Raw genomic sequence first — 18,628 nt, 5'->3', positions numbered from 1 at the left:
GCCGACTCCTAGGGTCCGCTCGTGACGCTTCCCACCGCCGCGGCGGACCAGGCGTGGATACGCGAGATGGCGACCGGGATCGGGGCGCTGCGCGGCGCCGCGCTCGTCGACACCGTGCTCGCCGCCGTCGCCCGCCGGCTCGACAGCGAGCTGTCCACCTACGCCGAACTCGACCTGGCCACGCTGCGCCTGCCCGACCTCGCCGCCGACCGGCCGGTGGACCGGGCGCTGGTCCACCGGATGCACCACCAGGTGACCGACCATCCGCTGTTCGCGCCGACGGTCCGCCGCTCGCACCGATACCCGGGGGAGCCGGCGCAGGTGACCGACGTGCTGTCGGAGCGGCAGTGGCGGCAGCACGCGCTCTACCGCGAGGTGCTCGCCCCGCGTGGCATCGGCGCGCACACCGTCACCCTGGTGGTCGCGCCCACCCCGGTGCTGAGCTGGTACCAGTTCAACCGCGACCGCGCCTTCGACGCGCGTGAGATGGACCTGCTCACCCGCCTGCAACCGGCGCTGATCCCGGTGCACCGGCGGGCCTGCCTGCCCGCCGGCGTCGCCCTCCCCGGCGGCGCGACGCTCACCGGGCGGGAGGTGGAGGTGCTGCGCGGCATCGCCGACGGGCTGACCGTGCCGGCCACCGCCCGCCGGCTGGGCCTGGCCGCCGGCACGGTCCGCAAGCACCTGGAACACGTGCACCGCAAGCTGGGCACCTCCGGGCCGGTCGCCACCGTCATGAAGGCGGTCGAACTCGGCATCCTGGAGGTGCCCGGCCGGCGGTCCTAGATGGTGGCGCAGGGCAGCGGCGCGCCCTGGCAGGCCCGGATCAGCGACCCGATCTCGACCTGGCCGACCCGCCGGTCGGCCAGGATCACGTCCACCACGGCCGCGGTGTCGGCGACCGGCAGGTCCACCACCACGTCCGCCTCCTTGACCCGGGGCGTGTCGTGCGCGTTGCGCTTGCTGTCGTACACCCGGACCGCGAGCGGGTCGTCGAGCGCCAGCGTGTCCAGCACCGCCCCGGCGGCGTCGCGCACCACGAGCTGGAACGGCCCGCCGGAGTCGCGCAGCGACGAGGGGAAGCCCCGGTCGATCTCCAGCAGGGTCGGGGTGGCGGCCCGCGCCGACACGCGCAGCCCGAGCCGCAGGTGGGTGCCGGTGGTCGGGTTCGCCGGGTCGACGGTCGGCGCCGGCACCACCGGCGCCGCGCCGGCCGCCGTCGGCGCGGCCTGCGAGGCGACCGCCACGGCCCCGAGGAACGGCAGCGCCAGTGCGGCCACCACCAGGGTACGGAGACGTCGGTTCAGCATTGCCCTCTCCCGCATCGTGCGAAGGTCGCCTCGGCGGCCCGGATGTCGTCGGCCCGCTCGACCGAGTTGTCGATCATGACGTCGGCCATCGGGCCGTCGCTGCGCCACCAGCCGGTCGGGGTCACGCCGTCGGTGATCTCGTTGCAGGTGCCCGCGTCCGACCCGCCCCGCCGGCAGTCCGTCAACGAGTGGTAGGTGTTCTTCCCCTCGCCGTACCAGTAGCCGCCGTCGCAGCAGTACTCGTCGCCCTCGTGGTAGGCGCTGTGGTGCAGCTCGTGCCAGCCCACGGTCGGCGAGTCGGCGCTGAACACCGAGCCGGAGGCGTTGTCCCGGCAGTTGACGGTGTGCAGCACGCCGTTGGTCTCGGCGAAGCTGACCGGGCTGAAGGCGCCGCGCCGGCACAACGCGTCGCCGTCCGGGCTGACCGTCACCTCGACCGGCACGTTCTGCACCCAGATCCCCACCTGCGACCAGTGCGTGCCGATCGAGCTGGGGAACACCCGCGACCGGATGCCCAGCAACTGCCACGCGTTGTCGTCCACCGCGTTGCCGAACTGCCGCGCGCCGTCCAGCGTGGTGGTGTCGTAGCCGGTGCCCGGCGCGTACGCCACGTCGATGCTCTGGTTCAGCGGCCGGGTGTTCACCCGCCCGTTCCCGTCCACCACCGCCGGCACGCTGGCCCGCCACAGCGGCACCAGGGTCACCTCCGGGGTCTGCGACGGCGCCGGCGGGTTCAGGTCGGTGATCCGCCAGTCCGCCGTCGCGGTGCGTGCCTCCGGCACCCCGTCCGCCTCGCTGGCGGTCACCCGGTAGGCGACCGCCGCGCCGGCCAGGATGTCCGCCGGGATCACCGCCTGGCACTCGCTGGTCTGCTCGCAGGTCTTCACCACGCGGGGCGCGAGCGTCACCGGGCGTCCGATCCAGCCGGCCGGGCTCATCTCCACGGTGATCCGGGCCGCCGGCCGGGCGGTGTGGTCGGTGGCGACCACCTTGGCGCGGATCGACGTGCCGGGCACCGCCTGCGGGTTGACCGCCGGGACGCCCGGCTCGGCCAGCGCGTACACCTCCAGGCCGGGCGGCGGGTCGCTGACCGGCACGGTACGGGAGGCGGCCGGGAAGGCCCGCCCGTCGTCGGCGGTGCCCTCCAGCGTGAACACGTAGCTGCCGGGCGTGGCCCAGGAGCCGTCGGCGTGCCGGCCGGTCCAGGAGAACGAGATCGGGCCGGCGGCGCGGCGCTGGTCGGCGCTGCGGAACACCTCGACGCCGCCGCGCGTCACCCGCATCCGGAACGTGCCGGCGGCCGTCGCCACCGCGCTCACCACGATCGGGCCGCTGCGGTACTGCCAGTTCGTGGCCGGCTGGCTGGTCATGCCGGTGAACGCCAGCCCGACCCGCTGGATGACCCGGGCCTGGGTGGTCCGTGCCGAGCCGGCGTCGACCGGGTCGACCACCGTGATCGTGTACCCGCCCACGGCCGCGTACGACCCGTCGGACCAGCGGCCGTCCCAGTCGATGTTGAACGCGCCGCCGTAGAACGGCGCCTCGGCCAGCACGATCGATGCCCCGGTGGCCTGCGAGGTGACGGTGAACCGCAGCGCCGACGGCACCGACAGCGATCCGCTGATCATCAGCCGCTCGCCGAGCCGCGGGTCGAACTCGCGCGGCGTGCCGGTCGGCGACGGCGACGAGATGGCGATGCTCGTCGGTCGGGCCGCGACCGTCACCGTGAAGATCGCCCGGGACGGCCCGCCGCTGGTGGTCCACCGGGACACCCCGGCCCGGCCGCCGAGCAGGTTCGTGGTCGCCCAGTCCTTCGCCGTGCCCGGGTTGAGGTCGGCCTGCTCACGGCTGCCGCCCTCGGTGGAGTCGTCCTCCCACAGCTCGAAGTTGACCCGGAAGTTGCCGGTGACCGACCGCCCGGCGCAGACCGTGCGGTCGCCGACGATGTCCGTGCCGGAGGCCGCCGGCAGCGCCATCTCACAGCGTTGCTGCTGGCCGTCGTCCTGCGTGATGATCGCGACGCCGAACAGCTCCGGCGGGTCGCAGACGACCAGCCAGACCCGGTCCAGGCACTCCGTGGTGTGCATCTCGTTCGCCGTGACGGTGACCGTGGAGCCGTAACTCGCCGCGGCCGGCGCGGCCGGCAGCGCGGCGGCGAACGTCACCCCGACCACCGTGGCCAGTGCCGCCGCCAGCAACGGCCGCAGCCGTCGACGTATCCGTTTCATGGTGCGGTTCCCCCCTCGTCCGCCGACGCCCGGGTGGGGATCGGCGCAGACAACTGTGCGGATCGGAGGCGCCGCGGGCGATACGCGCATGCGCGTATCCGGGGACGGTCCCGTCCCGGCCGTGGACGGCGGCCGGGACGGGGACGCGGGGTCAGAAGTCGTCGTCGAACGTGACGCTGCCGGTCACCCCGACCTGGTACGCCGACACCCGCCGCTCGAAGAAGTTCGACAGCTCCTGCACGTCCTGCAACTCCATGAACGCGAACGGGTTGCCGCTGCCGTACATCGGCGCGAGGCCCAGCGCCGCCAGCCGCCGGTCCGCCACGTGTTGCAGGTACTGCCGCATGTCGGCCGGCGACATCCCGGAGACGCCCTGGTCGAGCAGGTCCTCGGCGAACTGCGCCTCGCACTCCACCGCCTCGGCGAGCATGTCCCGGACCTGCTGCTCCAGCTCGGCGTCGAACAGCTCCGGCTCCTCGGCGCGGACGGTCTCCACCACGTCGAACGCGAACGCCATGTGCATCGACTCGTCCCGGAACACCCAGTTGGTGCCGGAGGCCAACCCGTTGAGCAGCCCCCGGGACCGCAGGAAGTAGACGTAGGCGAACGCGCCGTAGAAGAACAGCCCCTCGATGCACGCGGCGAAGCAGATGAGGTTGAGCAGGAACGCCCGCCGGTCGGACCGGGTGCGCAGCTCCCGCAGCTCGTGGATCGAGTCGATCCAGCGGAAGCAGAACTCCGCCTTGCGGGCGATCGACGGGATGTTCTCCACCGCCGCGAACGCGGCGAACCGCTCCCGCTCGTCCGGCACGTACGTGTCCAGCAGGTTCAGGTAGAACTGGACGTGCACCGCCTCCTCGAAGAGCTGGCGGGACAGGTAGAGCCGCCCCTCCGGCGAGTTGACGTGCTGGTAGAGGTTGAGCACCAGGTTGTTGGCGACGATGGTGTCGCCGGTGGCGAAGAACGCGACCAGTCGGGACACCAGGTGCCGCTCGGCCGGCGAGAGCCGCTCCAGGTCGGCCAGGTCGGCGTGCAGGTCCACCTCCTCGACGGTCCAGGTGTTGCGGATGGCGTCGCGGAACCGGTCGAAGAAGTGCGGGTAGCGCATCGGCCGCAGGGTCAGGTCCATGCCCGGGTCGAGCAGCATCGGGCGGTTCTCGGGCACGGTGGTCACTGGCAGGCCTCGCAGCTCTCGGGGTTCTCCAGGGAGCAGGCGAGCGCCTCGTCGTCGCGGGCGGGCACCGGGGCGAGCACCGGGGCCACGGTGGCCTGCTGGATCCGGGTCGCCGGACGCGACCGCAGGTAGTAGGTGGTCTTCAGCCCGGCCTTCCAGGCGTACCGGTACATCGAGGAGAGCTTGCCGATGGTCGGCGCGCTCAGGAACAGGTTCAACGACTGGGACTGGTCGACGTAGGGCGCCCGCGCGGCGGCCAGGTCGATCAGCGCCCGCTGCGGCAGCTCCCACGCGGTCCGGAACAACTCCCGCACCTCGGCGGGCAGCTCGGTGACGCCCTGCACCGAGCCCTCGGCCCGCTTGATCCGGTCGCGGACCTGCGGCGTCCACAGGCCACGCGCCTTCAGCTCCCGCACCAGGTACGTGTTGACCTGGAGGAACTCGCCGGACATGGTCTCCCGTTTGAACAGGTTCGACACCTGCGGCTCGACGCACTCGTAGCAGCCGGCGATCGAGGCGATGGTGGCCGTCGGCGCGATGGCCACCAGCAGCGAGTTGCGCAGCCCGTACGCGGCGATCCGCGCCCGCAACGCCGCCCACCTGTCGACCTGGGTCGGCGTCGCGCCCCACAGGTCCGGGTGCAGGTCGCCCTTCGCGGCCCGGGTCCGCGGGTACGCGGGATGCGGCCCGAACCGCTCGGCCAGCCCGGCGGAGGTCTCCAACGCGGTCAGCAGGATCTCCTCCTGCACCCGGGTGGACAGCTCCCGCGCCGCCGGTGAGTCGAACGGCAGGCGCAGCGTGAACAACGCGTCCTGGAGGCCCATCAGTCCCAGCCCGACCGGCCGCCAGCGCGGATTCGACGCCGCCGCCTGCGCGGCCGGGTAGTAGTTGATGTCGATCACCCGGTCCAGGAACACCACCGCGGTGCGCACCGTGGCCCGCAGCTTCTCCCAGTCGACCCCGTCGGCGGTGACGTGCGCGCCGAGGTTCACCGAACCGAGGTTGCACACCGCGGTCTCGGCGTCGTCGTTGACCTCCAGGATCTCGGTGCACAGGTTGGACAGGTGGATCACGTTGCCCGGCTCGCCGGTCTGGTTGGACAGCCGGTTCGCGGCGTCCTTGAACGTCATCCACCCGTTGCCGGTCTGCGCGAGCGTGCGCATCATCCGCCCGTACAGGTCACGGGCCCGGACCGTGCGGACCGCCTTCTTCTCGGCCGCCCGGTACGCGGCGTCGAACGCCTCGCCGTACAGGTCGGGCAGTTCCGGCGCGTCGGACGGGTCGATCAGCGACCAGTCCTCGTCCGCCTCGACCCGGCGCATGAACTCGTCCGGGATCCAGTTGGCCAGGTTGAGGTTGTGGGTCCGCCGGGACTCCTCGCCGGTGTTGTCCCGCAGCTCCAGGAACTCCTCCACGTCCGGGTGCCACGGCTCCAGGTAGACGCAGGCCGCGCCCTTGCGCCGGCCGCCCTGGTTCACCGCCGCCACCCCGGCGTCGAGCGTCTTGAGGAACGGCACGATGCCGTTCGACCGCCCGTTCGTGCCCCGGATCAGCGCGCCCCGGCCGCGCACCCGGGACCAGGAGATGCCGATGCCGCCGGAGAACTTCGACAGCTTCGCCACCTGGTGGTAGCGCTCGTAGATGGAGTCCAGCTCGTCGCGGGGCGAGTCCACCAGGAAGCACGACGACATCTGGGTGTGCCGGGTGCCCGAGTTGAACAGCGTGGGGGAGCTGGGCAGGTAGGCCAGGCTGGACATCAGCCGGTAGAGACCGACCGCCTCGGCCGGGGTGTGCGACAGCCCGCAGGCCACCCGCAACAGCCAGTACTGCGGCGTCTCCACCACCAGCCGCGACTCCGGGTGCCGCAGCAGGTAACGGTCCGCCACGGTACGCAGTCCGAAGTACTCGAACCGCAGGTCACCGGCCGGGTCCACGGCGTCGTCCAGCTCACCGGCGTGGCGGGCCACGAACGCGGCGGTGTCGTCACCGATCAGCCCCAGCCCGTGCGCGTACCCGATCGACTCGCTGAAGCGCGTCACCTGCTGCCCGCGGACCTCCTCGGCCACGTACGCGGCCAGCAGCCGGGCCGCCAACCTGGAATATTGCGGCTCCTCGCCGATCAGCTCCGCCGCGGTCCGGATCGACAACCGGTCCAGCTCCGCGGTGCTCGCCCCGTCGTAGAGCCCGCTGATGGTCCTGGTGGCGACCCGCAGCGGATCGACCTCGTCCAGGTCGGCGACCCAGCGCTCGACCGCCCGGACGATCCGGTTGACGTCGACCGGCTCGGTGTCGCCGTCCCGCTTGCGGACCCGCATCGCCAGCCGGCGCTGCTCCGGCCCGGTGGCACCGGACCGCTGACTCTCCCGCACGACCGTCATGACCTCTCCCTCGCTGTCACCGATGGTCTCGGCCGGCGGGAGAACGCCAACGGGCACGGCACGCAGGACCGGCCCGGCTGCTGGCGTCGGTCGTCCCGCGCGACCTTCGACCGCCGCGCGCGGCAGCGCACGGCGCGCTGGCAGGTCTTCGGACTCGCGGGCGTGACACGAGGTCGCCTACTGGCCGTCGCTTCCCAGGCCGGTGGCCCAGTGCTGATGACGGCGGTCGTTCCCACTCACCGCTGCGGGGCAGTCCCGGACTTCCACCGGGTTCCCTCTTGCCTCGGCCGCGCCGTTCAGGCGCGGCCGAACCAGCTGCGGGGACACCATATATGGCGGCGATGGCCGGTGGGCAACACCAGATGTCGCGTCGGGCGTGTCGGCTGCGTCTCACCGCTGGAGGTGAAGGCGGGGCCCCTTGTTAACGCCTCCGGTAGAGGAGGGGGCCCCGCTTAACACCGCCGCCCACCGATCGGCTCAGGCCACGAACGACACCTCGGGGAAGGAGCGGCTCGGGCCGCGCAGCAGGTGACCCCGGTGCCGCAGGTGCCTGTCGAAGAAGGCCAACGGGTACGCCTGTTGGATGCGTACCGCGCGGGCGGGGTCGAGGGTGCCGATCCAGCCGGTGAGCTCCTCGTCGCTCATCCCGATCACCCGCGCCAGTTGCGGCACCAGCCACTGGTTGTCGCCGTACGACTGGTGGAGCGCGCCAGCGGCCTGAACGTTGAGCCGCCAGCCGCGCAGGTGCGACCAGAACTCGGCGACGGCGGGCTCGGTGACGCGCGTGTACTCCGCCGTCATCAGCATGAACGGCCGGTCCAGGTCGATGGTGGGCCGCGGCTGTGACAGCATCGGCCCGTCGAAGCTCAGTCCGGCGCGTACCCGCGGGTCGGTGCCCATGGTGAGCGCGGTCGCGGTGCCCCCCTTCGACCAGCCGAACATGCCGATCCGGTGCGGGTCCAGCGCCGCGCCCAGCCCGACCGGGAGCGGCCGGCGGTCGACGTCGGGGTTGCCCCCGGCGGCGAGGACGCCGATCTGGTCCAGCACGAACCGAACGTCCCGCGTGTAGGTCCAGGGCGTCGAGTCGTACGCGTCCTCCCGCACGGTCACCCGGCCGTCCGGGAACTCGACGGGCCCGTCGTACGTGTGGTCCACGGTGACCACCGCGTATCCGTGGCTGGCGAGTTCCTGGACCGCGATGGTGGTGTCCGAGCGGTGGCTGCCCGCGCCGTGCGAGTAGACCACCACCGGCAGCCGACGGGCGGCACGTCGCACCGGCGCGCCCTCGTGTCCGGCGGTCAGCGGCGCCCGCACCGCGTCGGGGTCGAACCCGGAGGACTCCAGCAGCGCACGTAGCGACGCGGCGGTCATCCACTCGGCGCGGGGGTGCCGCCACACGTCCCGGGCCGGATACCAGACGTTGACCATCAGCTCTCGATACCGTTCCGGCCCGGCGAGGGGGTCCGGTTGTGACCGGTCGACCAGGTGCAGCGCAACGGTGCCGACCGGGTGGGGTCCGGTCGGTGTGGGCAGTGTGAGCCGGGCCGGCCCCGGTTGGGCCGTGGCCGCCGGCGTGCCGCCGGCGTGCCGCCGGCGACGCCGATCGACGCGCCGGCTCCCACCGCCAACGCGGCCCGGACCAGGGTGCGGCGGGTCATGCCGTGTTCGGGGACGGATGTCTCGGTCATCAGTGATCCTCCTCGGCAGCTTATTCACTCAGTATATATACCGAGTGTATAGATGCAAGTGCGTGCCCCGGTCCACGGCCGGGTGCCGCGCCTACCAGGTGACCGGCAGCCCGACCGGGCCGAGGATGGCGTGGCCCGGCTTCCACGGCACCTCGTCCGGCGGCACCGCGAGGCGCAGGCCGGGCAGCTCCCGCAGCAGCAGGGCGAGCGCGGTGCGGACCTCCAGCGCGCCCAGGTGGGCCCCGATGCAGTAGTGCGCGCCGTGCCCGAAGGACAGGTGCGGGGTGGGCGCGCGGTCGAAGTCCATCCGTTCCGGGTCCGGGAACACCGCCGGGTCGCGGTTGGCGGCGTCGTGCGAGGGGACCACGATGTCGCCCGCCGCCAGTCGGGCGCCGCTGGGCAGCGTCACGTCCGTCATCACCCGCCGCGGCATCTCGTCGCCGTTCGCGGTGGAGTGCAGCCGCTCCAGTTCGGCGACCGCGCCGTCCAGCCGCTCGGGGTGCGCGACAAGGTACGTCCAACCGGTGCCGGCCGGCCCGTACGGCTCGGTCTGGAGCACGTGGACGAACGTGGCGATCGAGCTGGCCGTGGTCTCCCAGCCACCCACCACGAGTGAGATCGGCAGCTTGATCTGGACGTCCACCGGCTGGTCGGCGGCGGCGGTCGCGATCCGGCCGAGCAGGTCGTCGCCGGGTCGGCGGCGTCGCTGTTCGAGTTGCTCCCACAGGTAGCCGCCCATCTCCTCGGCGGACCGGGCCGCCTCCTCGCGGCTCAGGTCGCCGGCGCCGAGGAACATGTCGCCCCACCGGCGGAACCGCATCCGGTCGTCGGCCGGCAGACCGAGCAGGTCGCAGATCACGTCCAGTGCGAACGGGACGGCGAAGTCGCGGACCAGGTCCGCCGGTGCACCCCGGCCCACCATGGCGGTGAGCCGCTCCTCGGCCGCGGTGCGGACCGCGTCGCGCAGCCCGTCGACGGCCGGTCGGGTGAACGCGTCCTTCACGGTGCCGCGCACCCGGGCGTGCTCGGCCCCGTCCATGCCGAGCATGGTGCCGGACACGTCGACCTCGTCGGCGTACGCGGCGGCGGCCCGGGAGAAGACGTCCTGCCGGCGCAGCACCTCGCGTACGTCGGCGTACCGGCAGATCAGCAGCGCCGGAACCGGCTCGCCGCGGACCCGGCGCACGATCGGCACCACCGGAGAGCCGGCGGCGAACCGGGCGTAGTCGGGGTGCTTGCGCGGGCCGGGCGGCCGGTTGACGCCGTCGGCGTCCTGGTAGAAGGGGTGGGGCCGGCGGGCGTCGGTGTCCGTCATCCGTCCACAGTGCCAGCTCGGTCCCGACGGCGGGGGCCCCGCCGTCGGGGTCGGACGCCTAGCCGGCCGACCGGCTCGACGCGCGGGCGCGGCCGTACTCGGCGAGGGCGTGGAAGGCAGCCTTGGGTGTCCACGAGCCGTCCGGCAGCACCCGCACGATGCCCCGGGCCGCCAGGTCGTAGTCGTGCTCCGGGTCCCCGGTGGTGGGCAGGTGCCGGTTCGCGAACGTGTAGACGAACGCCGCCTCCACCCCGCCCGCCTCGTAGTCGCGCAGCAGGTCGACGAGGTAGCGGGCCTGGCCCTCCTCGTCGCGCTCCAGCGTCGCGGTGAGCTTCTCCGCCCGGCCGTGCTCGTCGTAGGTCACCGGTTCCGTCGCGCCCGCGACGTCGGCGGCGCCCCGATACGTGCAGCAGCCGAACTCCGTGGCGGCGTACGGCTTGCCCTGGCCGACCGCCGCCGCGAGGCTCTGCGGAAACGCTGCCGCGTTCGTGGCGTCGCGGTAGCCGGCGTCGCTGGCGATGATGTCGAACGGAGTCCAGTCGACGCCTTCGAGGGGGATCGAGGCGTATCCGACCGGGCCACCGAACCGCTCGCGCACCGCGGGAACCGCGTCGGCGAAGAAGTCGCGCACCGCGGCCCGCGCGACCGGGACCGCCTCCCGCATCCGCATCGGATCGGTGAACAGCGTCAGGCGCTCGGTCAGGTCGCGGCCGGGCAGGAAGCCCTCGGTGAACATGGAGATCTCGGAGCCGGTGAGGTAGACGACCGAGGCGCCCTCGCGTCGCAGCCGCTCGGCCCGTTCGGCGCCGTCGAGCAGGAACGCCATGAGCCCGGCGCGGTCCAGGCCGTTGGTGAACGGGCAGTACCACACCTCCAGCCCCGTCTCGGCCGCCAGGCGCGCGGTCAGCTCCAGCCGGTCCTGGACGCCGCCGGTGATCCGCACCGCGTCGCAGTGCAGCTCGTCCCGGATGACCCGCAGGTCGCGCCGTACGGTCGCCGGGTCGAAGGGTTCGTGGGTGGTGGACCCGGCGCTCACGAAGCCGGTGTCGTAGTTCATGCCGAAGACGCGCATCTCGCGTTCCTCCCCGTTCGTAAGGTACGCCGCGTACCCTACAGGGTACGTCGAGTACCCTGCAAGCCATGGGCACGAGGCGCCGGGGCGAGGAACTGGAACGGGCGATCCTGCACGCCGCCGCGGCGGAGCTGCGCGAATCCGGATATTCGGGGATGACGATGGACCGGGTCGCCGCCCGTGCCGGCACCAACAAGAACGCCATCTACCGCCGGTGGCCGCACCGGGCGGCGCTGGGCATCGCGGCGTACCGCCACCTGTCCGACGCCGCCATGCCGAACCCGGACACCGGAACGTTGCGCGGCGACGCGCTGGAGATGCTCCGGCGGGCCAACGAGACGTGGTCCTCGCCGCACGGGACGATCCTGCGCGGCCTGCTCGCCGCCGCGGCCGACGACCCGGAGCTGCTCACCCTGATGCGGGAGCGGTCCGGTGCGGACACCATGGACCGCGCGTGGCTCGGGATGCTGGAGCGGGCCGCGGCCCGGGGCGAGGCGCCGGCGGCGGCCGCCCGGCCCCGGGTGGCGACGGCGCCGATGATGCTGCTCCGCGCCGAGTACGCGATGCGCGGCATCCCCTCGGTCCCCGACGAGGTGCTTGTCGAGATCGTGGACGAGGTGTTCCTGCCCCTGGTGCGCGGCCACGGCTGACCCGGCGCCGACCCGCACGGCGGCCCCGGCTGGACCGGCAGTGGCACCGGCCCGCCGGACGGTTCGCGGATCGGCGGTCGCGCGGCCTCAGGACCCGCTCGGCACCGGGGCCGGGCGTCGCCGGCGGAGCAGCCCGAGCACGCCGTCGAGCACGAGGAAGCCGAGCAACGGGCCGCCGAACCAGGGCAGCGCCCAGCCGAGCGCCACCACCACCGGCACCCCGACCAGCAGCACCCCCCGGCGCACCCCGCGTACCGCCCCACGGGTCGGCGGCGCGCCCAGCGGGGTCCGGCGGTCGGTGCGGGTGGGGCGGCGCTGCCACCACATCCGGTACCCCCAGACGACGACGCAGAGCAGACCGAGCGCGAGCGCGGCGAGCAGGGCCTGGTTGACCGGTCCGAAGAGCCGGCCCATGTGTGCCTGGATGCCGAGTTTGCTGAGCTTCGCCAAGACCGGCCAGTCGGCGAAGTCGCTGCGGGCGGTGACCGTGCCGGCGACCGGGTCGACGGCGACCCGGTCGTACCCGACCGGCCACACGTCGTCGGTCTGCGCGACCGTCCACGCGGTGCCGTCCTCAGCCGCGGGGGTGATCGCGACCGGCCCGGACAGGCCGGCGGCGCGGGCACTGCCCAGCACCCGGTCGTAGGTCGCCGGGTCCGCCGCCGGGGCGACGGACGACCCGCCGTGCTGGTGTCCGCCACCGGCGGCCGGTGGCGGGCCGGCGAGTGCGGTGGAGATCGCGGGGGCACCGGCGCGCAGCGCGTCCAGGCCGGCGCCGAAGTTCGCCCCGGCGTAGCGCGACCAGGTCAGGCCGGTGGCGGAGAGGAACAGCAGGCCGACGGAGAGCCAGACGCCGGTCGTGGCGTGCCAGCCCCGGGTGCGCCGCACGCCCCGACCGGCGGACAGGTCGGGTACCAGCAGGTGCCGGACGCGGGCCCGGCCGGCGGCGCGCCGACGCCACCACAGCACCACGCCGCCCAGCGCCAGCACCCACAGCCAGCTCGCCGCGATCTCCGAGTAGTGCCGGCCGACATCGCCCAGGTGCAGGTTACGGTGCAGGTCGTCCAGCCAGGTGGTGGCCGGCGTCGAGCCGAACCAGGTGGTCAGCTGCCCGGACACCCGGGCGGTGTACGGGTCGACGTAGACGGTGTGCTGCCGGTCGCCGAGGTCGTCGCGGGCGAACACCACCCGGGTCGTCCGGTCGCCGTCGCCGGGCTGCACCCCGGTGAGCGTGCCGTCGGGGTGCGCGGCACGGGCGGCGGCGATCTGCTCGGCGAGCGGTCGGGGCTGCTCGCCGACGGTGGAGACGGTGAGCTTGTCGCCGTAGAGCGCGTCGTCGAGCTGCGGGGTGAGCGTGTAGGCCAGCCCGGTGAGCGCGGCGACCAGCAGGAACGGCGCGACGAGGATGCCGGCGTAGAAGTGCAGGCGGGTCAGCAGCGCGGTCAGCGGCGTGGGCCGACGCGCCGGCCGGGCCGGGTCGGCCGGCGCGGTGGGGGAAGCCGGCGCGCGGTCGCCGGGCAGTTCGGTCACGGACACGTGGGCAACTCCGATCGGAACGAGGAACGGGGAATGGCCGGCCCGCTGCCCGTCGAGCCGTGCCGTGGTGCGCGGTTGCCGCCTCCCGGGTGGATGGTCGGGCCGGGTCGCGCGGAAGTTCCCGCCGATGTGCCGATCAGTTCCGGTCGGGCTCGCGTGCGGCGGCGGCGAGGAACGCGTTGTAGCGGGCCAGGTCGTCGTCCTCCCCGGTGGCCTCGGCCCGGTCCGCGGCCCGGTCGAGGCGGCGCTGCTCGCGCTGGTCGGCTCGGATCCACTGCCGGACCAGCAGGACCATGACGACGGCGGCCGGAATCTCGCCGAACGCCCAGGCGATGCCGGCGCCCAGCCTCTGGTCCTCCAATGGTGATGCGGCCCAGCCGGGGTGCACACCGAGGTACCAGTCCGGGGCGATGACGGTGGTGGTCTGCATCAGCGCGAGCCCGAAGAAGCCGTGCGCCATCATCGAGGCCAGGTGGATGAGCACCAGGATCGGGTGGGGGAGCCGGGGTCGGCCCGGATCGGTGCCGACGAGCACCCAGAACAGCAGGTAGCCGGAGACCACGAAGTGCCCCAGCATGGCCAGGTGCCCGAGGTGGGACCGCATCAGCGTGCCGAGCAGGTCGCTGAAGTAGAGCCCGAACAGGCCGGCGGTGTAGCTGCCGAGCGCCACCAGCGGGTTCGTGAGCAGCCGGGTGGCCCGGCTGTGCAGGGCGCGCAGCAGCCACTCCCGGGCGCCGCGTACGCCTGGTTCGGTCGGACGGCGCAGCGCCCGCAGGGCGAGCGTGACCGGGGCGCCGCCGACCAGCAGGATCGGCACCACCATGGACAGCACCATGTGCTGCGCCATGTGCGCGCTGAACAGCACGTAGGCGTAGCGGGCGAAGCCGAGGCCGGTGGCGGCGGCCAGCACCAGCAGCCCGCCGACCCAGCTCGCGGTGCGGGCCACCGGCCAGTGGTGCCCGCCCCGGCGCAGCCGGCGCACCCCGGCCAGGTAGCCGCCGACACCGACCACGGTCACGGTCAGGAGGAACAGGTCGGGCAGCGGCTGCCCGAGCAGGTGTGCCGCGGTGGGCGCGGCCGGCATCGGGAAGCCGAGCACCTCGGTCACCGGGTCGGCGTCGACTGGTTCGGCAACCGGGGCCGGGCTGCGTGACAGCGCCACGGCCAGGCCGACCGTGGCGGCGAAGACCACCAGTTCCCCGGCGGCGAGCCGAGCGAACGCACCGCGCCGCCCGGCGCTGAGGTCCGGCAGGGTGCGCGTGCGGTGGGCGGCGCCGAGCAGGCCGAGCAGCACGAGCGCGGCCAGCTTGCCGAGCACCAGCCACCCGTACCGGGACTGCCAGAGCTGGTCCACCGCGCCGAGGCGGACCGCGGCGTTGGCCAGGCCGCTGACCGTGACGGCGACGAAGCAGGCGAGGGCGAGCCGGCTGTAGCGCCCGGCGGCGCCGGGCAGGTGCCGGCTGCGGCGGACGGTCAGGAGCGCGGCCAGGCCGCCGGCCCACAGCGCGGCGGCGAGCACGTGCAGCGCGAGGCTGGACACCGCGATCTGGTGGTTGCCCGCGCCGGCGGCGTGGCCGGTCAGCGCCGGAGGGAGCAGACCGACCAGCGCCAACCCGGCGGCGACCGCGGCCGTGCGACGGGACACGCCGACCCGGGCCGCCACCGCCACGACCGCCGCCAGTCCGGCCTGCACCAGCAACGACCGCCCCTGCGTGATGTCGACGCCGAAGCTGACCACGCTCACCGCGCCGAGCCGGTCGAGCGGCACGCCGAGCAGGTCGGACACGGTGAGCACCAGCAGCGTCAGGGCGGCCACGGCCCAGCCGGCCGCGGCCAGGCCGGCACGGCGCAGCAGCAACCAGCCGTGCGCGGAGACGCTTGTGCCGTCGCCGGGCAGCAGGAACGCGGCGGTCACCGCGAAGCCGACGGTGAGCGTGGCCAGCCCGTCGACTGACAGCCGTACCGCCGGTAGCGCCCAGGTGGTCACCGGGCCGGGATCGGGCAGGCCGGGGATCGCGGCGGCGAGCGCGCCACCGGCCCGCAGCGCGAGCAGCAGCACGGCCACCGCCGAACCGGCCGCCACCAGCCCGACGAGCCAGCCATGCGGACCATCTCCCAGCGGTCCGGCTCCGGCCCCGGGACGGCTGGCCCCGGGCGCGTCGGCGGTCGCCGCTGGGCCGGCTGCGGACGCGGCGACGCCCGTCGCGGCCGGGACGGCCACGGCGGGATCGGACCGGTGGTGGGACGAGGGCGACGTGGGCTGGTGCACGGTGCGGAACCTGGTTTCGAATCGGGGTGCCGGGACGGCTCCGGCCGGTGACTCAGGAGGCGCGGCGGCGCCGCATCAGCAGCGCGAACGCGCACAACACGGACAGGCCGGCGACCGCCCCGCCGGCCAGGAGCGCCATCGGCGGGCCGTCGTCGGCGCCGCCGGTGATGGCCACCGGGCTCGCCGCGGTGTCGCCGCGGGGCGTGCCGGCCGCGTCGGGTGCGGTCGACCCGGCGGTCGGGTCGGCGACGGTGAACCGGTACGAGCCCTGCACGGGGTGACCGTCGGCGGAGACCACCCGGTAGGCGACGGTGTAGGTGCCGTCGGGCAGCGCCTGGTCGACGGTGATCGTGCCGGTGGTGCCGTCGACGGCGGGTGCGCCGGTGGGGATCTTCCGTCGGTCGGCGTCGCTGAGGACGATGGTGGTGAACTCCGGGTTGAGTCGCTGGAGGAAGCGCAGCGTGACCGAGGCCGGCGCGGTGGTGAGTCGGGCGTCCGGGGCCGGCGTGGCCGTCTGGAGCGCGTTGTGCGCCGAGGCCGGCGTGGCGGGCAGCAGCAGCGCGGCGATCACCAGGGCCACGACGGCGGCGGATCGGGTGCGCATCAGGGTAGGAGCCTTCCTGGTGGTGGTCAGTCCAGCACCTGCTGGCCGAGCCAGCCGCCGTCGGGGCAGCCGGGCGGTACGGCGAACACGGCGGAGCCGATCGGGGTGGTCCACTCGTTGAGCAGGTCCCGTTCGGCGAGGCGGCGCTGGATGGGCAGGAACTGGCGGGTGATGTCGGCCTGGTACGCGGCGAAGATGAGGCCGCTGTCGGCGTGCCCCTCGGCGGTCGGTACGCCGTCGTAGTTGTAGGGCCGGCGCAGGAGCTTGAGCCGGTCGTCGGTGATGTGGGCGCGGGTCAGGTGGGAGAAGTCGGGGATGACGGTGAGCCCATCCGGTCCGAGGGCGGCGAAGTCCGGCTCGTCATGCTCGGCGGTGCCGGTCAGCGGCGCGCCGGTGTCCAGTCGTCGACCCACCGCGATCTCCCGGTCGGTGCGGCCGAGCAGGTCCCAGGTCTCCAGGTTCATGCTGATCCGCCGCACCACGAGGGTGGTGGAGTCGCGCAGCCAGGCCGGCCCGTCGGTGACCCACACGGCGGTGTCCGCGGGGGCGCCGGGTTTCGGGTTGGCGGTGCCGTCGAGTTGGCCGAACAGGTTGCGTTGGGTGCGTCCCGGTTCGGCGCCGGCGGCCCGCCGGAAGCCCTGCTGCACCCAGCGCACGGTGGCGAACGGTCGGCTGTCCTTGACCAGGACGCGCTGGGCGTGGGCGACGGTGAGCGGGTCGTCGGCGCAGATCTGCAGCAGCAGGTCCCCGCCGGTCCAGCGGGGTTGCAGCCGGTCGATGCGGAAGGCGGGCAGGTCGGCCACCGACGCCGGGCGGCGGTCGGTGCGCCCGGCGGCGGCGTAGAGGCCGGGGCCGAAGCCGAACGTGACGGTGAGTCGGGCGGGCAGCAGGCCGAGTTCCGGCTCCGTGTCGGCCAGCGACGGCCGACCCTGGGTGAGCCGGGCGGCGTCGTCGGAGAGCAGGCGCAGCATCCGGCCGAGCGCGGCCCGGTCGATGCCTGGTTGCAGGGTGAGCGCGACGAACGCGGCGTGCGCCTGCGGCTCGGTGGTCACCCCGGACTGTCGCGCGCCGTGGAAAGGCTCGACCGCGCTGCCGAGCTGCGCCACCGGTACCGGCTGGTCGCGGCGTATCCCCGGGTCGGCGGGACGGGCGGCGGCGGTCGCGGCGCCGCCGGCCAGCGCGCCCCCGACGGTGAGCGCGCCGCCGGTGAGCAGGCCACGCCGACTCACCGCACGGCCCGTGGCGTAATCCTCCGTCATGAGGTCGGGCTCATGCTCATCTCCGGCATTGGGGAGTCGCCGTGGCCCGGGGCATAGGACTCCTGGGCGCCGGTGAACGGCTTCGCGACGGCGGTGAACGTCTGGGTGCGGCCGTCGGTGAAGGTGAGTGTGAAGCTGAGTTCGTCGCCGGCCTTCACGGGCTTGGCGATGTTCATCAGCATCAGGTGGTCGCCGCCGGGCTCCAGCGTGGTGCGGGAGTGCGCCTTGACCACGATGCCGCCCGCCTTGGGCTGCATGACCATCTTCCCGTCCTTCATGGTCATCTCGTGCAGCTCCATCGGGGAGACCTCGGTGGTCGCCCTGGTGATCGTCACGTCCGCGTCGCCGTCGTTGACCAGGGTGCCGAACGCGGCGGTCATGCCCTTGTCGGCGGCCTTCACCCACGGGTCGCTGACGCCGAGCACCCCGGCCGCCGCGCTCGCGGAAGTGGTCACCGAGGCCGACGGCGCGGCCGTCGTCGAGCCGTCGGCGGAGCCGCAGGCGGCGACAGTCACGGCCAGCAGGGTCGCGCCGATCAGGGCCGCCGGGCGCCGAAGCCGGTCGATGGTGGTGCTGGGCATGACAGTGTCCCCTCGACGATCGGTGTTCGAACCGTTGGTCGGGACGCCGGGGGAGATAGTTCCGGCCGGTGTGACCGGTCACGTCGGCCGGCGGCGAGCCGGCAGGGCATGCCGGCTCGCCGCGCGGGGTCAGCAGTTGCGCAGCGTCGGGGACTGGTTCAGCAGTTGGCCGCGGCTGGAGGTGAACCGGCGGTACGCGTCGGAGCCGGCGGCGGACGGCCGGAACGCGGCCACCCGGTGACAGTTCTGGAACGCCAGCCGCACCCCGAAGTGACGCTCCAGGCCGGCGCGGATCGCGTCGCTGGCCAGCGCGCGCAGCAGTTGCCCGCGCTCGGTCTCGCCCGGCGGCGGGACGACGTTGTCGGTGAAGTCGGCGTCGGACGTCGCCAGGTCGGCGACCACCCGGCTGACGGTCTCCCAGGCGTACGGCAGGGAGTCGCGGACGCAGGCGACGAACGCCTCCTCGTCGACGGGGCCGGACTCGGCGGCGCGGAGCAGGGCGGGCGGCACGGTGAGCGACATGTCTCCTCCACTTCCGGAAACGACAATCGTTTCCATTAAGAT

General features: G+C 73.8%; 16 protein-coding genes and 1 riboswitch. Of the genes, 2 read left to right on the top strand and 14 right to left on the bottom strand.

All coding sequences use genetic code 11. From position 1 onward, the window contains the following. Positions 1 to 21: 21 nt before the first annotated feature. Positions 22 to 786 carry a helix-turn-helix transcriptional regulator gene (locus AB0B02_RS06665; RefSeq protein WP_281942039.1) on the top strand — a complete coding sequence of 255 codons (765 nt, stop codon included), beginning with the start codon at positions 22 to 24 and terminating at the stop codon, positions 784 to 786. On the opposite strand, the gene AB0B02_RS06660 is transcribed toward AB0B02_RS06665, so the two are convergent. The 8 genes from AB0B02_RS06660 to AB0B02_RS06625 all read right to left on the bottom strand — a co-directional run bounded on the left by AB0B02_RS06660 (position 783) and on the right by AB0B02_RS06625 (position 11,165). After that, positions 783 to 1,310 (bottom strand): hypothetical protein, encoded by a 528-nt coding sequence (locus tag AB0B02_RS06660; protein ID WP_281942037.1) that lies wholly within the window; start codon positions 1,308 to 1,310, stop codon positions 783 to 785. The two genes, AB0B02_RS06665 and AB0B02_RS06660, sit on opposite strands and share 4 nt — an antisense overlap. Further along, on the bottom strand, positions 1,304 to 3,538 hold the full coding sequence (locus AB0B02_RS06655; RefSeq protein ID WP_357297476.1) for a hypothetical protein: 2,235 nt from the start codon (positions 3,536 to 3,538) through the stop codon (positions 1,304 to 1,306). The genes AB0B02_RS06660 and AB0B02_RS06655 overlap by 7 nt, the downstream gene beginning before the upstream one ends. Positions 3,539 to 3,689: 151 nt before the next feature. Next, complete coding sequence (locus AB0B02_RS06650; protein WP_357297638.1) at positions 3,690 to 4,685, bottom strand: ribonucleotide-diphosphate reductase subunit beta; 996 nt, start codon at positions 4,683 to 4,685, stop codon at positions 3,690 to 3,692. Between the two features lie 23 nt (positions 4,686 to 4,708). Further along, positions 4,709 to 7,090, bottom strand: a complete 2,382-nt coding sequence (locus AB0B02_RS06645; protein ID WP_357297473.1) for a ribonucleoside-diphosphate reductase subunit alpha — start codon at positions 7,088 to 7,090, stop codon at positions 4,709 to 4,711. 121 nt (positions 7,091 to 7,211) lie between these two features. Then, positions 7,212 to 7,421: riboswitch (cobalamin riboswitch) on the bottom strand. 146 nt (positions 7,422 to 7,567) lie between these two features. After that, complete coding sequence (locus AB0B02_RS06640) at positions 7,568 to 8,518, bottom strand: acetylhydrolase (RefSeq protein WP_357297470.1); 951 nt, start codon at positions 8,516 to 8,518, stop codon at positions 7,568 to 7,570. Next, on the bottom strand, positions 8,518 to 8,778 hold the full coding sequence (locus AB0B02_RS06635; RefSeq protein ID WP_357297467.1) for a hypothetical protein: 261 nt from the start codon (positions 8,776 to 8,778) through the stop codon (positions 8,518 to 8,520). The genes AB0B02_RS06640 and AB0B02_RS06635 overlap by 1 nt, the downstream gene beginning before the upstream one ends. Before the next feature lie 91 nt (positions 8,779 to 8,869). Then, positions 8,870 to 10,093 carry a cytochrome P450 gene (locus AB0B02_RS06630; protein ID WP_357297464.1) on the bottom strand — a complete coding sequence of 408 codons (1,224 nt, stop codon included), beginning with the start codon at positions 10,091 to 10,093 and terminating at the stop codon, positions 8,870 to 8,872. Between the two features lie 58 nt (positions 10,094 to 10,151). Continuing rightward, complete coding sequence (locus AB0B02_RS06625) at positions 10,152 to 11,165, bottom strand: hypothetical protein (RefSeq protein ID WP_281942029.1); 1,014 nt, start codon at positions 11,163 to 11,165, stop codon at positions 10,152 to 10,154. Between the two features lie 68 nt (positions 11,166 to 11,233). On the opposite strand from AB0B02_RS06625, the gene AB0B02_RS06620 reads away from it, so the two are divergent. Continuing rightward, the gene (locus tag AB0B02_RS06620) at positions 11,234 to 11,815 is read left to right on the top strand and encodes a TetR/AcrR family transcriptional regulator (protein ID WP_281942027.1); all 582 of its coding nucleotides are present in this window, start codon (positions 11,234 to 11,236) and stop codon (positions 11,813 to 11,815) included. 87 nt (positions 11,816 to 11,902) lie between these two features. Here AB0B02_RS06620 and AB0B02_RS06615 read toward each other — a convergent pair whose 3' ends face one another. The 6 genes from AB0B02_RS06615 to AB0B02_RS06590 form a co-directional block, all read right to left on the bottom strand. Beyond that, positions 11,903 to 13,351 carry a PepSY-associated TM helix domain-containing protein gene (locus AB0B02_RS06615; protein ID WP_357297457.1) on the bottom strand — a complete coding sequence of 483 codons (1,449 nt, stop codon included), beginning with the start codon at positions 13,349 to 13,351 and terminating at the stop codon, positions 11,903 to 11,905. A gap of 136 nt (positions 13,352 to 13,487) precedes the next feature. Then, on the bottom strand, positions 13,488 to 15,434 hold the full coding sequence (locus tag AB0B02_RS06610; RefSeq protein ID WP_357297452.1) for a bifunctional copper resistance protein CopD/cytochrome c oxidase assembly protein: 1,947 nt from the start codon (positions 15,432 to 15,434) through the stop codon (positions 13,488 to 13,490). Between the two features lie 238 nt (positions 15,435 to 15,672). Next, the gene (locus tag AB0B02_RS06605; protein ID WP_281942022.1) at positions 15,673 to 16,224 is read right to left on the bottom strand and encodes a copper resistance CopC family protein; all 552 of its coding nucleotides are present in this window, start codon (positions 16,222 to 16,224) and stop codon (positions 15,673 to 15,675) included. Positions 16,225 to 16,250: 26 nt separating this feature from the next. Beyond that, entirely contained in the window at positions 16,251 to 17,483 is a 1,233-nt protein-coding gene (locus AB0B02_RS06600; protein ID WP_357297447.1) for a Dyp-type peroxidase, read from the bottom strand. Next, complete coding sequence (locus AB0B02_RS06595; protein ID WP_281942018.1) at positions 17,480 to 18,064, bottom strand: copper chaperone PCu(A)C; 585 nt, start codon at positions 18,062 to 18,064, stop codon at positions 17,480 to 17,482. The genes AB0B02_RS06600 and AB0B02_RS06595 overlap by 4 nt, the downstream gene beginning before the upstream one ends. 129 nt (positions 18,065 to 18,193) lie before the next feature. Continuing rightward, positions 18,194 to 18,586 carry an SCO5389 family protein gene (locus AB0B02_RS06590; protein ID WP_281942016.1) on the bottom strand — a complete coding sequence of 131 codons (393 nt, stop codon included), beginning with the start codon at positions 18,584 to 18,586 and terminating at the stop codon, positions 18,194 to 18,196. Positions 18,587 to 18,628 lie beyond the last annotated feature (42 nt).

The organism is Micromonospora sp. NPDC049240, assembly GCF_040647835.1.
GTDB lineage: Bacteria > Actinomycetota > Actinomycetes > Mycobacteriales > Micromonosporaceae > Micromonospora.
The sequence above is the reverse complement of the archived record's forward strand: the minus strand, read 5'-3'. Positions and strand labels throughout refer to the sequence as shown.

Coding starts and splice junctions, on each gene's coding strand:
- AB0B02_RS06660 (WP_281942037.1), bottom strand. CDS start 1,310: ATGCTGAACCGACGTCTCCGTACCCTGGTGGTGGCCGCACTGGCGCTG.
- AB0B02_RS06655 (WP_357297476.1), bottom strand. CDS start 3,538: ATGAAACGGATACGTCGACGGCTGCGGCCGTTGCTGGCGGCGGCACTG.
- AB0B02_RS06650 (WP_357297638.1), bottom strand. CDS start 4,685: ATGCTGCTCGACCCGGGCATGGACCTGACCCTGCGGCCGATGCGCTAC.
- AB0B02_RS06645 (WP_357297473.1), bottom strand. CDS start 7,090: ATGACGGTCGTGCGGGAGAGTCAGCGGTCCGGTGCCACCGGGCCGGAG.
- AB0B02_RS06640 (WP_357297470.1), bottom strand. CDS start 8,518: ATGGTCAACGTCTGGTATCCGGCCCGGGACGTGTGGCGGCACCCCCGC.
- AB0B02_RS06635 (WP_357297467.1), bottom strand. CDS start 8,778: ATGACCGAGACATCCGTCCCCGAACACGGCATGACCCGCCGCACCCTG.
- AB0B02_RS06630 (WP_357297464.1), bottom strand. CDS start 10,093: ATGACGGACACCGACGCCCGCCGGCCCCACCCCTTCTACCAGGACGCC.
- AB0B02_RS06625 (WP_281942029.1), bottom strand. CDS start 11,165: ATGCGCGTCTTCGGCATGAACTACGACACCGGCTTCGTGAGCGCCGGG.
- AB0B02_RS06620 (WP_281942027.1), top strand. CDS start 11,234: ATGGGCACGAGGCGCCGGGGCGAGGAACTGGAACGGGCGATCCTGCAC.
- AB0B02_RS06605 (WP_281942022.1), bottom strand. CDS start 16,224: ATGCGCACCCGATCCGCCGCCGTCGTGGCCCTGGTGATCGCCGCGCTG.
- AB0B02_RS06600 (WP_357297447.1), bottom strand. CDS start 17,483: ATGACGGAGGATTACGCCACGGGCCGTGCGGTGAGTCGGCGTGGCCTG.
- AB0B02_RS06595 (WP_281942018.1), bottom strand. CDS start 18,064: ATGCCCAGCACCACCATCGACCGGCTTCGGCGCCCGGCGGCCCTGATC.
- AB0B02_RS06590 (WP_281942016.1), bottom strand. CDS start 18,586: ATGTCGCTCACCGTGCCGCCCGCCCTGCTCCGCGCCGCCGAGTCCGGC.